Source organism: Erwinia sp. PME.40.26/001 (assembly GCF_055556675.1).
This window is the reverse complement of the sequence record NZ_JBVHNP010000017.1, coordinates 21,859-35,591: the sequence shown is the minus strand read 5'-3', so window position 1 is coordinate 35,591 and position 13,733 is coordinate 21,859. Positions and strand designations below refer to the sequence as shown.

The 13,733-nt window shown below is 51.5% G+C and carries 11 protein-coding genes and 4 tRNA genes; 14 read left to right on the top strand and 1 reads right to left on the bottom strand.

All coding sequences use genetic code 11. The features are described from left to right. The first annotated feature begins 239 nt into the window (after positions 1 to 239). Both murB and birA read left to right on the top strand, forming a co-directional pair. A complete protein-coding gene (murB, locus tag ACZ3HG_RS22875; RefSeq protein ID WP_465334580.1) occupies positions 240 to 1,277 on the top strand; it encodes a UDP-N-acetylmuramate dehydrogenase in 1,038 nt (345 codons plus the stop codon). Further along, the gene (birA, locus tag ACZ3HG_RS22870; protein WP_465334578.1) at positions 1,274 to 2,236 is read left to right on the top strand and encodes a bifunctional biotin--[acetyl-CoA-carboxylase] ligase/biotin operon repressor BirA; all 963 of its coding nucleotides are present in this window, start codon (positions 1,274 to 1,276) and stop codon (positions 2,234 to 2,236) included. Before murB ends, birA begins: the two co-directional genes overlap by 4 nt. A gap of 25 nt (positions 2,237 to 2,261) precedes the next feature. Here the strand turns inward: birA and coaA are convergent, their stop codons facing one another. Continuing rightward, positions 2,262 to 3,212: a type I pantothenate kinase gene (gene coaA, locus ACZ3HG_RS22865; RefSeq protein WP_062749625.1), complete on the bottom strand. Its 951-nt coding sequence runs from the start codon at positions 3,210 to 3,212 to the stop codon at positions 2,262 to 2,264. A 486-nt stretch (positions 3,213 to 3,698) separates the two neighbouring features. Between coaA and ACZ3HG_RS22860 the strand changes: the two genes are divergently transcribed. The 12 genes from ACZ3HG_RS22860 (at position 3,699) to rpoB (ending at position 13,727) form a co-directional block, all read left to right on the top strand. Beyond that, a tRNA-Thr gene (locus tag ACZ3HG_RS22860) sits at positions 3,699 to 3,774 on the top strand. Positions 3,775 to 3,794: 20 nt separating this feature from the next. After that, positions 3,795 to 3,879, top strand: a tRNA-Tyr gene (locus ACZ3HG_RS22855). A 215-nt stretch (positions 3,880 to 4,094) separates the two neighbouring features. Continuing rightward, a tRNA-Gly gene (locus ACZ3HG_RS22850) sits at positions 4,095 to 4,169 on the top strand. A gap of 6 nt (positions 4,170 to 4,175) precedes the next feature. Beyond that, positions 4,176 to 4,251 (top strand) — tRNA-Thr (locus ACZ3HG_RS22845). A 114-nt stretch (positions 4,252 to 4,365) separates the two neighbouring features. Then, on the top strand, positions 4,366 to 5,550 hold the full coding sequence (gene tuf / locus ACZ3HG_RS22840; RefSeq protein WP_118664988.1) for an elongation factor Tu: 1,185 nt from the start codon (positions 4,366 to 4,368) through the stop codon (positions 5,548 to 5,550). 270 nt (positions 5,551 to 5,820) lie between these two features. Continuing rightward, positions 5,821 to 6,204: a preprotein translocase subunit SecE gene (gene secE, locus ACZ3HG_RS22835; protein ID WP_062749170.1), complete on the top strand. Its 384-nt coding sequence runs from the start codon at positions 5,821 to 5,823 to the stop codon at positions 6,202 to 6,204. Between the two features lies 1 nt (position 6,205). Beyond that, on the top strand, positions 6,206 to 6,751 hold the full coding sequence (gene nusG / locus ACZ3HG_RS22830; protein ID WP_062749168.1) for a transcription termination/antitermination protein NusG: 546 nt from the start codon (positions 6,206 to 6,208) through the stop codon (positions 6,749 to 6,751). A 198-nt stretch (positions 6,752 to 6,949) separates the two neighbouring features. Next, positions 6,950 to 7,378 carry a 50S ribosomal protein L11 gene (gene rplK / locus ACZ3HG_RS22825; protein ID WP_062749165.1) on the top strand — a complete coding sequence of 143 codons (429 nt, stop codon included), beginning with the start codon at positions 6,950 to 6,952 and terminating at the stop codon, positions 7,376 to 7,378. A gap of 3 nt (positions 7,379 to 7,381) precedes the next feature. Then, complete coding sequence (gene rplA, locus ACZ3HG_RS22820; RefSeq protein WP_191935697.1) at positions 7,382 to 8,086, top strand: 50S ribosomal protein L1; 705 nt, start codon at positions 7,382 to 7,384, stop codon at positions 8,084 to 8,086. 346 nt (positions 8,087 to 8,432) lie between these two features. Beyond that, the gene (rplJ, locus tag ACZ3HG_RS22815) at positions 8,433 to 8,936 is read left to right on the top strand and encodes a 50S ribosomal protein L10 (protein WP_062749159.1); all 504 of its coding nucleotides are present in this window, start codon (positions 8,433 to 8,435) and stop codon (positions 8,934 to 8,936) included. A gap of 71 nt (positions 8,937 to 9,007) precedes the next feature. Further along, positions 9,008 to 9,373 carry a 50S ribosomal protein L7/L12 gene (gene rplL / locus ACZ3HG_RS22810; protein ID WP_048914311.1) on the top strand — a complete coding sequence of 122 codons (366 nt, stop codon included), beginning with the start codon at positions 9,008 to 9,010 and terminating at the stop codon, positions 9,371 to 9,373. A gap of 325 nt (positions 9,374 to 9,698) precedes the next feature. Further along, complete coding sequence (rpoB, locus tag ACZ3HG_RS22805; RefSeq protein ID WP_062749156.1) at positions 9,699 to 13,727, top strand: DNA-directed RNA polymerase subunit beta; 4,029 nt, start codon at positions 9,699 to 9,701, stop codon at positions 13,725 to 13,727. The last annotated feature ends 6 nt before the right edge of the window (positions 13,728 to 13,733 follow it).

Sequence of the window (13,733 nt, the reverse complement as noted above, 5' to 3'; positions counted from 1 at the left end):
GGGTTTTTTGCGTTTTAAGCGGGTAATCCCCGATCGATCCCAATCCTCTGCCTTAATGTTCCCCCGAAACACCGTCCGACCTCCCGATGCGTGTTGTTTCAAGTTAAATTCAACGTGAAATTAGCAGGTTTTTGGCGTTTCATCGCCGATTAAGGGCGCGAGCTGCGCCCAGAAAACCCTCAACGCGCTGCGGCTAATCGGTTACACTAGCTGACAGTTTACTCTGTGAAGGCCGTATTATGTCCCGCCAGCAAGAATCGTTAAAACCCTGGAATACCTTCAGTCTCGACGCCCGTGCCCGCCACATTAGCGTGGTGAAAACCATAGAGGATCTTTGCCAGTGCTGGCAGGAAAGTGCTCGCCAGAAAGAGCCCGTATTATTGCTGGGTGAAGGCAGTAACGTGCTGTTTCTTGAGGATTTTGCAGGGCAGGTGATCATCAATCGCATTAAAGGTATCAGCGTTGAAGAGGCGGAGGATGCCTGGCTGGTGCATGTGGGGGCGGGAGAAAACTGGCATCAGCTGGTTGAAACGCTGCTGGAGCAGAATCTGGCAGGGCTGGAAAACCTTGCTTTGATCCCGGGGTGTACAGGTTCGGCACCCATTCAAAATATAGGTGCCTATGGCGTTGAACTGGAACAGGTGTGTCACTATGTCGATGTTGTCCGCCTTTGCGATGGCACCGTCCAGCGTCTGACGGCTGCAGAGTGCCAGTTTGGCTATCGGGACAGCATCTTCAAGCATCACTACCGTGAGGGTTATGCGATCGTCGCGGTAGGTCTGCACCTGCGAAAAAACTGGAAACCAGTCCTCAGCTACGGCGATCTGAGAAATCTGGATCCGTTAACGGTCACTCCCCGGCAGGTGTTCGATGCGGTCTGCGCGATGCGCCGCAGTAAACTTCCTGATCCTGAAGTGACCGGAAATGCGGGGAGCTTCTTCAAAAACCCGCTGGTCAGCGCTGAAACGGCTGCCCATCTCCAGGCGCGTTATCCTGATATTCCTCACTATCCACAGGAAAAGGGTGACGTGAAGCTGGCCGCCGGCTGGTTAATCGATCAATGCTCTTTGAAAGGCTTCCGTCACGGTGGTGCAGCGGTTCACCAGCAGCAGGCTCTGGTGCTGATTAACGCAGAGAATGCCAGCGGCCAGGACATTGTGGAGCTCGCCCGTGTCGTTCGTCAGCGTGTGGCAGAGAAATTTACGGTCTGGCTGGAGCCGGAAGTGCGCTTTATTGCGGCGCAGGGTGAAACTGACGCCGTTAAGGTGATTGCATGAAAGATAACACCGTACCCCTGAAACTGATCAGTATTCTGGCAGATGGTGAATTTCATTCAGGTGAACACCTGGGTGAGCATCTGGGAATGAGCAGGGCGGCGATTAATAAGCATGTTCAGACGCTGAAAGAGTGGGGAATCGATGTTTTTACCGTGACAGGCAAAGGATACAGCCTCGCTTCCCCGATGCAGTTGCTGAATGAAGAGGCAATCAATGCAAAGCTGGAGGCAGGCAGGCTGGCGGTTATTCCGGTCATCGACTCCACCAATCAGTATTTGCTCGATCGCATGGACAGCCTGCAGTCAGGGGATGCCTGCGTTGCGGAATATCAGCAGGCAGGGCGTGGAAGACGCGGGCGTCAGTGGTTTTCCCCCTTTGGTGCAAACCTCTATCTGTCGATGTACTGGCGTCTTGAGCAAGGACCTGCTGCTGCCATGGGCCTGAGTCTGGTGATCGGTATCGTGCTGGCTGAGGCACTGCAGGCGCAGGGCGCACCCGGGATCAGAGTGAAGTGGCCAAACGACATCTATCTTGACGATCGCAAACTTGCCGGTATTCTCGTTGAACTGACCGGGAAAGCAGGCGATGCTGCGCAGATCGTGATCGGGGCAGGAATAAATCTTGCGATGCGTGCCACAGGAGCCGGGGTGATTAATCAGGGCTGGATTAACCTCCAGGAGGCAGATGTCACTGTCGATCGTAACGCGCTTTCAGCGTTGATCGTGAATAAAATGAGAGCCGCACTGACGCAGTTTGAACAGGATGGTCTGGCTCCGTTTATTGAGCGTTGGGCGCGGTTAGACAACTTTATCGACCGGCCGGTAAAACTGCTGATTGGCGATCGTGAAATCACCGGTATCGCCAGGGGAATTGATCCACAGGGCGGGTTAATTCTGGAGCAGGATGGCGTGAGGAAATCCTGGGTAGGCGGGGAAATTTCGTTACGGCCACAGCATTAAAAAAAGGGGCATCGCCCCTTTTTTGCTACTTTCTTAATCTGACAAGATCAACGGCATGATCGCTGCTCTTGGTCATGATCAGACTGGCACGCTCTCGCGTTGGCATAATGTTTTCTTTCAAATTCATATAGTTAATTTCCTTCCATAGCTGGGTTGCTATTCCCACCGCCTCTTCTTCAGGCAGTTGCGCATAGTGATGGAAGTAGGAGTCCGGGTCGGTGAAGGCTCCCTGCCGGAATTTCAGAAAACGATTAATATACCAGCGCTCCAGTAACTCTTCCGGGGCGTCCACATAGATCGAAAAATCCACGAAATCTGACACGAAAACATGATGGGGATCGTGGGGATAGTCCATTCCACTCTGCAGGACGTTCAACCCCTCCAGAATGAGGATATCCGGCTGCTGGACGACTTTATCGCCGTCAGGAATAACATCGTAAATCAGATGTGAATAGACCGGAGCCGTTACCTGGGCTGCGCCAGACTTCAGATCGGAAACGAAGTTAACCAGACGATGCATATCGTAGGAGAGAGGGAAACCCTTCTTCTTCATCAGCCCACGTTCTTTCAGCACCGCATTGGGATGCAGGAAGCCGTCAGTGGTGATGAGCTCGACTTTGCGATGTTCAGGCCAGCGGCTCAACAGCGCCTGTAATACGCGCGCTGTAGTACTTTTGCCGACGGCTACGCTGCCGGCAATGCTAATGATATAGGGGATCTTCTGACCATTGGTACCGAGAAACTGCTCAAGGACGGCCTGACGTCGCAAGTTAGAGCTGATATAGAAATTCAGCAGACGTGACAACGGCAAATAAATTTCTGCCACCTCTTCCATTGAGAGATCGTCATTAATGCCCTCCAGACGGGCAATTTCGTCTTCAGAAAGCGTCATCGGTACCGAATCACGCAGCGCGGCCCATTGGGTCCGGTTGAAATGCAGATAGGGTGTGGTTAACAAGGCGTCTTTTTTGCTCATAAGCGTGCTTCTGCCAGCAATTTTTGCCCTTCACTAGGCCAGCCATTTTGTATCAACAGGTTCCGGTTGTTGTCAGGCTTAGATACTAAGGGAAATTTCAAAAACAATGGTCGGAGGTTACCACCAGACGGGCATGAATAAGAAGGAAAAATGATAGTTAGCCCATGCAAACGTAACCGCACCCGCATTAATGATATTTTTAACTGTTGTTTATAGGTGCTTCTTTCCTGTCGACACGTCCAGGACAGAAACATAACCTTGTCGTGTTTTTTTTGTGCATACGAGTGATATTACATAATAAGACGCGGGCAGGGTGCAGATTAGCGCACCCTGTAAAACGCAGAGTGTTGATGCTTCTTTGAACGAAGATTGTATGTAAAAGCGCTAATTTGCGAAGAATTGCACAAATAGTGAGCATAAGAACAATTATCGCAATATTTTTGTTGCATCATGCCTCAGGTCTTCCTAGAATGCGCACCACTTGATGCCGGCTTAGCTCAGTTGGTAGAGCAACTGACTTGTAATCAGTAGGTCACCAGTTCGATTCCGGTAGCCGGCACCATCAAGTAACAAAGTACCCCAGGTGGGGTTCCCGAGCGGCCAAAGGGAGCAGACTGTAAATCTGCCGTCATCGACTTCGAAGGTTCGAATCCTTCCCCCACCACCATTTCGACTCAGCAGTCAGGAGTTGAAACCGGCAGAGAAATAAATCACTCGACCGGAAAAGATGGCAACCACCACAAGGTTGTTCATCACGATTTCAGACTGAGCTCAAGCACAGTCAGGGTCATCAGGCAAACGCGTGTTGACTAGAGCAACGAAGAAAGCTTTTTCTGAGTTGTTCACAAGCTACAGACAGAACAGGTAGCCGAGTTCCAGGATGCGGGCATCGTATAATGGCTATTACCTCAGCCTTCCAAGCTGATGATGCGGGTTCGATTCCCGCTGCCCGCTCCAAGCCGTGCTGATATGGCTCAGTTGGTAGAGCGCACCCTTGGTAAGGGTGAGGTCCCCAGTTCGACTCTGGGTATCAGCACCACTTTCAAAATCTCCCTCCCTGCTTCTTCTCTGTGCATTAAAATTCAACGATTCAGGCAATGCCTGGTTGATGTGGTGATATCACCGATTAATCCGTGTCTTAGAGGGACAAGCGATGTCTAAAGAAAAATTTGAACGTTCCAAACCGCACGTCAACGTTGGTACTATCGGCCACGTTGACCACGGCAAAACTACCCTGACTGCTGCTATTACTACCGTTCTGGCTAAAACCTACGGTGGCTCTGCTCGTGCGTTCGATCAGATCGACAACGCGCCAGAAGAAAAAGCACGTGGTATCACCATCAACACGTCTCACGTTGAATACGACACCCCAACTCGCCACTACGCGCACGTTGACTGCCCAGGCCACGCCGACTATGTGAAAAACATGATCACCGGTGCTGCTCAGATGGACGGCGCTATCCTGGTTGTTGCTGCGACTGACGGCCCAATGCCTCAGACCCGTGAGCACATCCTGCTGGGTCGCCAGGTTGGCGTTCCGTTCATGATCGTATTCATGAACAAATGCGACATGGTTGACGACGAAGAGCTGCTGGAGCTGGTTGAAATGGAAGTGCGTGAGCTGCTGTCTGCTTACGATTTCCCTGGCGACGACATCCCGGTTGTTCGTGGTTCTGCACTGAAAGCCCTGCAGGGTGACGCAGAGTGGGAAGCCAAAATCATCGAGCTGGCTGGTCACCTGGATAACTACATCCCAGAGCCAGAGCGTGCGATTGATAAGCCATTCCTGCTGCCAATCGAAGACGTCTTCTCTATCTCCGGCCGTGGTACTGTTGTGACCGGTCGTGTAGAGCGCGGTATCGTTAAAGTCGGTGAAGAAGTTGAGATCGTTGGTATCAAAGATACCGTGAAATCAACCTGTACCGGTGTTGAAATGTTCCGTAAGCTGCTGGACGAAGGCCGTGCGGGTGAGAACTGTGGTATCCTGCTGCGCGGCATCAAGCGTGAAGATATCCAGCGTGGCCAGGTACTGGCTAAGCCAGGCTCAATCAAGCCACACACCAAGTTCGAGTCAGAAGTTTATATTCTGTCTAAAGATGAAGGCGGCCGTCATACTCCGTTCTTCAAAGGCTACCGCCCACAGTTCTACTTCCGTACAACTGACGTGACCGGTACCATCGAACTGCCAGAAGGCGTTGAGATGGTGATGCCTGGTGACAACATTCAGATGGTTGTTACCCTGATCCACCCAATCGCGATGGACGACGGTCTGCGTTTCGCAATCCGTGAAGGTGGTCGTACCGTTGGTGCTGGTGTTGTTGCTAAAGTTATCGCTTAATCGCTGATAATATTTGACGCAATGCACATGAAAAGGGCATCATTTGATGCCCTTTTTGCGCGCTGTAACATAGAACCTGACTCATCAGTGATTTTTTCGACCATAATCATTGCTGAGGCAGGCTCTGTAGCACGGCGTTTAAGCCAATAGTTTTCAAGCTACGGCTTGGAATTAAAGGATATGCCGAGTTACGCCTAACAGCATCATTCGGTTCGGTTGCCTCGTCTGACGCGGCAAAAGTGTTTCTGATTTATTGTGGCAGGTTGGTTTATGAGTGCTAATACCGAAGCTCAAGGAAACGGGCGCGGCCTGGAAATATTGAAGTGGTTAGGTGTGGTGGTGCTTCTGGTCGCCGCTGTCGCCGGTAACTCCTATTATCGCGATGTCACATTGCCTCTGCGTGCTCTCGCCGTCGTGGTCCTGATGGCAGCAGCAGCCGGCATTGCCCTGCTGACCACTAAAGGTAAAGCAACGGTGGCATTCGCCCGTGAAGCGCGCACTGAAGTTCGTAAGGTCATCTGGCCGACTCGTCAGGAAACGTTGCACACCACGTTAATCGTTGCCGCGGTCACTGCCGTGATGTCACTGATTTTGTGGGGACTGGATGGAATTCTGGTTCGTCTGGTATCGTTTATCACTGGCCTGAGGTTCTGAGATGTCTGAAGCTCCAAAAAAGCGCTGGTACGTCGTTCAGGCGTTTTCCGGTTTTGAAGGCCGTGTAGCACAGTCGCTGCGCGAGCACATCAAGTTACATAACATGGAAGAGCTGTTTGGCGATGTCATGGTTCCAACCGAAGAAGTGGTTGAGATCCGTGGCGGTCAGCGTCGTAAGAGCGAGCGCAAGTTCTTCCCAGGCTACGTGCTGGTCCAGATGGTGATGAACGATGCCAGCTGGCACCTGGTGCGTAGCGTGCCACGTGTTATGGGCTTCATCGGCGGGACGTCTGACCGCCCGGCGCCGATCAGCGACAAAGAAGTTGACGCGATCATGAACCGCCTGCAGCAGGCTGGTGACAAGCCTCGTCCGAAAACCATGTTTGAGCCTGGCGAAATGGTGCGCGTAAGCGATGGTCCATTTGCTGACTTCAACGGCGTGGTGGAAGAAGTCGACTACGAAAAAAGCCGCCTGAAAGTGTCTGTGTCCATCTTTGGCCGTGCAACACCGGTTGAACTGGACTTCGGTCAGGTTGAAAAAGGGTAACCACCCTTTTTGAAGCCGCCCCGGTGTCGATGCGGGGCGCATAAAAAAGAGACGATCACTGTCATCTAGTGGTTGCGAGAGGCGCGAAATTGCACTACAATTTCGCGCCTTTTGTTTTTATACGCTGTTCTTTCAGCGTGTGAATATTAATCACGGGGAGCTCCTCCAGGAGCGCTATCACCCAATAGAGGAATTATCATGGCTAAGAAAGTACAAGCCTACGTTAAGTTGCAGGTTGCAGCTGGTATGGCGAACCCAAGTCCACCGGTTGGTCCGGCACTGGGCCAGCAGGGCGTTAACATCATGGAATTCTGTAAAGCGTTTAACGCCAAAACAGAATCCCTGGAGAAAGGTCTTCCAACGCCAGTTGTGATCACCGTTTACTCTGACCGTTCTTTCACCTTCGTTACCAAGACCCCTCCTGCAGCAGTACTGCTGAAGAAAGCGGCTGGTATTAAGTCTGGTTCTGGCAAGCCGAACAAAGACAAAGTAGGTAAAGTATCGCGTGCTCAGGTACGTGAAATCGCAGAAACCAAAGCTGCGGACATGACTGGTGCTGACCTGGAAGCGATGACTCGCTCCATCGAAGGTACTGCTCGTTCCATGGGCCTGGTAGTAGAGGACTAAGAAATGGCTAAGCTGACCAAGCGCATGCGCGTGATCCGTGACAAAGTTGATTCAACTAAACAGTATGACATCAACGAAGCTGTTGCTCTGCTGAAGGAACTGGCGACTGCTAAGTTCGTAGAAAGCGTTGACGTAGCGGTGAACCTGGGCATTGATGCTCGTAAATCTGACCAGAACGTTCGCGGTGCAACTGTACTGCCACACGGTACTGGCCGTTCTGTTCGCGTTGCCGTATTTGCCCAGGGCGCAAACGCTGAAGCTGCTAAAGCAGCCGGCGCTGAACTGGTAGGTATGGAAGATCTGGCTGACCAGATCAAAAAAGGCGAAATGAACTTCGACGTTGTTATCGCATCTCCAGATGCAATGCGCGTTGTTGGCCAGCTGGGCCAGGTTCTGGGCCCACGCGGTCTGATGCCAAACCCGAAAGTGGGTACTGTAACCCCTAACGTTGCTGAAGCAGTGAAAAACGCTAAAGCAGGTCAGGTTCGTTATCGTAACGACAAAAACGGTATCATCCATACCACTATCGGTAAGGTTGATTTCGACACAGATAAACTGAAAGAAAACCTGGAATCCCTGCTGGTTGCGCTGAAAAAAGCCAAACCTTCTCAGGCGAAAGGTGTTTTCATCAAGAAAGTTAGCCTGTCCACCACTATGGGCGCAGGCGTTGCAGTTGATCAGGCTGGCCTGAACGCTGCTGCAAGCTAATCTGTGCTTTACGCGGGCGAAAAATTCATCTAGAATCTTACGCCCGTTGCTTTGTAAATATACAAAGCCTCTAATCGCGTCATTCTTGCGACCGATACATCAATGACGCGTTAGACCCTTTTTTAGGTTGGAGCCTGGCCTTATCCAGGCCTCCGTCCAAGACCGCAGGTGTTTCGTAAGAAACTTAATCTCCTGCGTAGACGGTGACAGAACCAAAAGAATATTTTTTATAGTCTTTGCTGGATTCTGCTCACCGTGTTTCAGCGCCTGTCGGTGGTAACACCGTTCAGGTGAAGTGAGTTCCGGGGAAATCCATCCCCGGCCAAAAATCCAGGAGCACAAGCTAATGGCCTTAAATCTTCAAGACAAACAAGCGATTGTTGCTGAAGTCAGCGAAGTAGCCAAAGGCGCGCTGTCTGCGGTAGTTGCGGATTCTCGTGGCGTTACCGTAGACAAAATGACCGAACTGCGTAAAGCAGGACGTGCAGCTGGCGTATACATGCGTGTTGTTCGTAACACCCTGCTGCGTCGCGTCGTTGAAGGTACTCAGTTTGAGTGCCTGAAAGACACGTTAACCGGTCCTACCTTGATTGCATACTCTATGGAACACCCGGGCGCTGCTGCTCGTCTGTTCAAAGATTTCGCGAAAGCGAATGCAAAATTTGAGGTTAAAGCTGCGGCCTTTGAAGGCGAGCTGATCAGTGCGGCTCAGATCGACCGCCTGGCAACTCTGCCTACTTACGATGAAGCAATCGCACGCCTGATGGCAACCATGAAAGAAGCCTCTGCTGGCAAACTGGTTCGCACTCTGGCTGCAGTACGCGATCAGAAAGAAGCAACTGCTGCTTAATAGCTGCAATGCTCTTCTTATCCGTTCATTTGCTAACGTACAAAATTACTTTCTGAATTTAGGAACACGAAATGTCAATCACTAAAGACCAAATCATTGAAGGCGTTGCAGCCCTGTCTGTAATGGAAATCGTTGAACTGATCTCCGCTATGGAAGAGAAATTCGGCGTGTCAGCTGCTGCTGCTGTTGCAGGTCCTGCTGCTGCTGCTGAAGCTGTAGAAGAAAAAACCGAGTTCGACGTTGTACTGAAAGCTATCGGCGCTAACAAAGTTGCCGTAATCAAAGCAGTACGTGGCGCAACTGGTCTGGGCCTGAAAGAAGCTAAAGATCTGGTTGAGTCTGCACCTGCTGCCCTGAAAGAAGGCATCAGCAAAGACGACGCAGAAGCACTGAAGAAAGCACTGGAAGAAGCTGGCGCAGAAGTTGAAGTTAAATAAGCCAACCTTTCAGGTTGCAGCCTAGTCTTTTAGGCTGATGGCTGGTGACTTTTTGGTCACCAGCCTTTTTGCGCTCTACAGCATCAATGATATTTCACACTGTTTAGTCATTGATTAGCTTAATATCTTTCTCTATCGACGACTTAATATACTGCCTTCCTGACTGGGTTCCCTGCTCAGACACCGGCAACGAAATGATTTAAGCGTGATAGAAAGAGGTATTACGAAAAACCTCTGTTTTTCGCACAACACAAAAACAGCGTTGCATGAACTGTCCTCCTGGATGGACAGCGAGGTTCTACATTTCAGCGAGCTGAGGAACCCTATGGTTTACTCCTATACCGAGAAAAAACGTATTCGTAAGGATTTTGGAAAGCGTCCACAAGTTCTGGACATTCCATATCTCCTTTCTATCCAGCTTGACTCGTTCCAGAAGTTCATCGAGCAAGATCCGGAAGGTCAATATGGTCTGGAAGCAGCATTCCGCTCCGTATTTCCAATCCAAAGCTATAGCGGTAATTCTGAGCTGCAGTACGTCAGCTACCGTTTAGGCGAACCCGTCTTTGATGTGAAAGAGTGTCAGATTCGTGGCGTCACGTATTCTGCTCCTCTGCGCGTAAAACTGCGCCTGGTGATCTACGAGCGCGAAGCGCCGGAAGGCACCGTTAAAGACATCAAAGAACAAGAAGTTTACATGGGCGAAATTCCGCTCATGACGGATAACGGTACCTTTGTTATCAACGGTACTGAGCGCGTTATCGTTTCTCAGCTCCACCGTAGTCCTGGTGTCTTCTTCGACAGCGATAAGGGTAAAACCCACTCGTCCGGTAAAGTGCTGTATAACGCACGTATCATCCCTTACCGTGGTTCATGGCTGGACTTCGAGTTTGACCCGAAAGACAACCTGTTCGTCCGTATTGACCGTCGCCGTAAACTGCCAGCGACCATCATTCTGCGCGCGTTGAATTACACCACTGAACAGATCCTTGACCTGTTCTTCGATAAAGTGGTTTACCAGATTCGCGACAACAAGCTGCAGATGGAGCTTATTCCTGAGCGCCTGCGTGGTGAGACTGCTTCATTTGATATTGAAGCGAACGGCACCGTTTACGTCGAAAAAGGCCGCCGTATTACTGCGCGCCATATTCGCCAGCTTGAGAAAGATGCTGTTGCCCACATCGAAGTGCCGGTTGAGTATATTGCCGGTAAAGTGGTCGCTAAAGACTACGTTGATGAGAGCACCGGCGAACTGCTGATCGCAGCGAACATGGAACTGTCACTGGATCTGCTGGCTAAACTCAGCCAGTCCGGTCACAAGCGCATTGAAACCCTGTTCACCAACGATCTGGATCACGGTGCGTACATGTCTGAGACGGTACGTGTCGACCCAACCAGCGATCGCCTGAGCGCGCTGGTTGAGATCTACCGCATGATGCGTCCTGGTGAGCCACCAACGCGTGAAGCGGCTGAAAACCTGTTCGAGAACCTGTTCTTCTCTGAAGACCGCTACGATCTGTCTGCGGTTGGTCGTATGAAGTTCAACCGTTCTCTGCTGCGCGACGAGATCGAAGGTTCCGGTATCCTGAGCAAAGACGACATCATTCAGGTGATGAAGAAGCTCATCGGTATCCGTAACGGTATTGGCGAAGTGGATGATATCGACCACCTCGGCAACCGTCGTATCCGTTCCGTCGGCGAAATGGCTGAAAACCAGTTCCGTGTTGGCCTGGTACGCGTAGAGCGTGCGGTGAAAGAGCGTCTGTCCCTGGGCGATCTGGATACCCTGATGCCACAGGACATGATCAACGCCAAGCCAATTTCTGCGGCAGTGAAAGAGTTCTTCGGCTCCAGCCAGCTTTCACAGTTTATGGACCAGAACAACCCGCTGTCTGAGATCACGCATAAGCGTCGTATCTCTGCACTGGGCCCGGGCGGTCTGACGCGTGAGCGTGCAGGCTTCGAAGTTCGAGACGTACACCCGACGCACTACGGTCGCGTATGTCCAATCGAAACGCCGGAAGGTCCAAACATCGGTCTGATCAACTCCTTGTCTGTGTATGCACAGACCAATGAGTACGGTTTCCTGGAAACCCCATACCGTCGCGTTCGCGAAGGCGTGGTGACCGACGAAATTCATTACCTCTCTGCTATTGAAGAGGGTAACTACGTTATCGCTCAGGCAAACACCAATCTCGACGACGAAGGTCACTTCGTAGACGACTTGGTCACCTGCCGTAGCAAAGGCGAATCGAGCCTCTTCAACCGCGATCAGGTTGACTACATGGACGTTTCCACCCAGCAGGTGGTTTCCGTCGGTGCGTCACTGATCCCGTTCCTGGAGCACGATGACGCCAACCGCGCATTGATGGGTGCAAACATGCAACGTCAGGCGGTTCCTACTCTGCGTGCTGATAAGCCGCTGGTAGGTACCGGTATGGAACGCGCGGTTGCGGTTGACTCCGGTGTTACTGCCGTAGCGAAACGTGGTGGTACCGTTCAGTACGTGGATGCATCCCGTATCGTTATCAAAGTTAACGAAGACGAAATGTATCCGGGCGAAGCCGGTATCGACATTTACAACCTGACCAAATATACCCGTTCTAACCAGAACACCTGCATCAACCAGATGCCTTGCGTGAACCTGGGTGAGCCTATTGAACGTGGTGATGTGCTGGCTGATGGTCCTTCAACAGACCTCGGCGAACTGGCACTGGGTCAGAACATGCGCGTCGCGTTCATGCCGTGGAACGGCTACAACTTCGAAGACTCCATTCTGGTCTCCGAGCGTGTTGTCCAGGAAGATCGCTTCACCACTATCCACATTCAGGAACTGGCGTGTGTGTCTCGTGACACCAAGCTGGGGCCAGAAGAGATCACCGCTGACATCCCTAACGTGGGTGAAGCTGCGCTCTCTAAACTGGATGAGTCCGGTATCGTGTATATCGGTGCGGAAGTGACCGGCGGTGATATTCTGGTTGGTAAGGTGACGCCTAAAGGTGAAACCCAGCTGACGCCAGAAGAGAAACTGCTGCGTGCGATCTTCGGTGAAAAAGCGTCTGATGTGAAAGACTCTTCCCTTCGCGTACCAAACGGTGTGTCAGGGACAATCATCGACGTTCAGGTCTTTACTCGCGATGGCGTAGAAAAAGATAAGCGTGCGCTGGAAATCGAAGAGATGCAGCTGAAGCAGGCGAAGAAAGACCTGTCTGAAGAATTGCAGATCCTCGAAGCCGGCTTGTTCAGCCGTATTAACTACCTGCTGGTTGCTGGCGGTGTTGAAGCGGAAAAACTGGAGAAGCTGCCACGTGAGCGCTGGCTGGAACTGGGCCTGACTGACGAAGAGAAGCAAAATCAGCTGGAACAGCTGGCCGAGCAGTACGACGAGCTGAAGCACGAGTTTGAGAAAAAACTCGAAGCCAAGCGCCGTAAAATCACTCAGGGCGATGACCTGGCACCTGGCGTGCTGAAAATCGTGAAAGTGTATCTGGCCGTTAAACGTCAGATCCAGCCTGGTGACAAAATGGCCGGTCGTCACGGGAACAAAGGTGTAATCTCCAAGATCAACCCGATCGAAGATATGCCATACGATGAGTTCGGTACGCCGGTCGACATCGTACTGAACCCGCTGGGCGTTCCATCACGTATGAACATTGGTCAGATTCTTGAAACCCACCTGGGTATGGCTGCGAAAGGCATTGGCGAGAAAATCAACGCTATGCTTAAGAAGCAGGAAGAAGTGTCCAAGCTGCGTGAATTCATTCAGCGTGCTTACGATCTGGGCAGCGATCTGCGTCAGAAAGTTGACCTGAACACCTTCACCGATGACGAAGTGCTGCGTCTGGCAGAGAACCTGAAAAAAGGTATGCCAATTGCAACACCAGTGTTTGACGGCGCGAAAGAGAGCGAAATCAAAGAGCTGTTACAGCTCGGCGGCCTGCCTTCTTCTGGCCAGATCACCCTGTTTGATGGTCGTACCGGTGAGCAGTTCGAACGTCAGGTTACCGTTGGCTACATGTACATGCTGAAGCTGAACCACCTGGTTGATGACAAAATGCATGCGCGTTCTACCGGTTCTTACAGCCTCGTTACTCAGCAGCCGCTGGGTGGTAAGGCGCAGTTCGGTGGTCAGCGCTTCGGTGAGATGGAAGTGTGGGCACTGGAAGCATACGGTGCCGCGTATACCCTGCAGGAAATGCTGACCGTGAAGTCTGATGACGTTAACGGCCGTACCAAGATGTATAAAAACATCGTTGACGGCAACCATCAGATGGAACCGGGCATGCCGGAATCTTTCAACGTACTGTTGAAAGAGATCCGCTCGCTGGGTATCAACATCGAGCTGGAAGACGAGTAATAACTC

Bases quoted from the DNA above. Each gene is read 5' to 3' on its own strand.
- rplL (WP_048914311.1), top strand. From the start codon at position 9,008: ATGTCAATCACTAAAGACCAAATCATTGAAGGCGTTGCAGCCCTGTCT.
- nusG (WP_062749168.1), top strand. From the start codon at position 6,206: ATGTCTGAAGCTCCAAAAAAGCGCTGGTACGTCGTTCAGGCGTTTTCC.
- coaA (WP_062749625.1), bottom strand. From the start codon at position 3,212: ATGAGCAAAAAAGACGCCTTGTTAACCACACCCTATCTGCATTTCAAC.
- murB (WP_465334580.1), top strand. From the start codon at position 240: ATGTCCCGCCAGCAAGAATCGTTAAAACCCTGGAATACCTTCAGTCTC.
- rplA (WP_191935697.1), top strand. From the start codon at position 7,382: ATGGCTAAGCTGACCAAGCGCATGCGCGTGATCCGTGACAAAGTTGAT.
- rplK (WP_062749165.1), top strand. From the start codon at position 6,950: ATGGCTAAGAAAGTACAAGCCTACGTTAAGTTGCAGGTTGCAGCTGGT.
- birA (WP_465334578.1), top strand. From the start codon at position 1,274: ATGAAAGATAACACCGTACCCCTGAAACTGATCAGTATTCTGGCAGAT.
- tuf (WP_118664988.1), top strand. From the start codon at position 4,366: ATGTCTAAAGAAAAATTTGAACGTTCCAAACCGCACGTCAACGTTGGT.
- rplJ (WP_062749159.1), top strand. From the start codon at position 8,433: ATGGCCTTAAATCTTCAAGACAAACAAGCGATTGTTGCTGAAGTCAGC.
- rpoB (WP_062749156.1), top strand. From the start codon at position 9,699: ATGGTTTACTCCTATACCGAGAAAAAACGTATTCGTAAGGATTTTGGA.
- secE (WP_062749170.1), top strand. From the start codon at position 5,821: ATGAGTGCTAATACCGAAGCTCAAGGAAACGGGCGCGGCCTGGAAATA.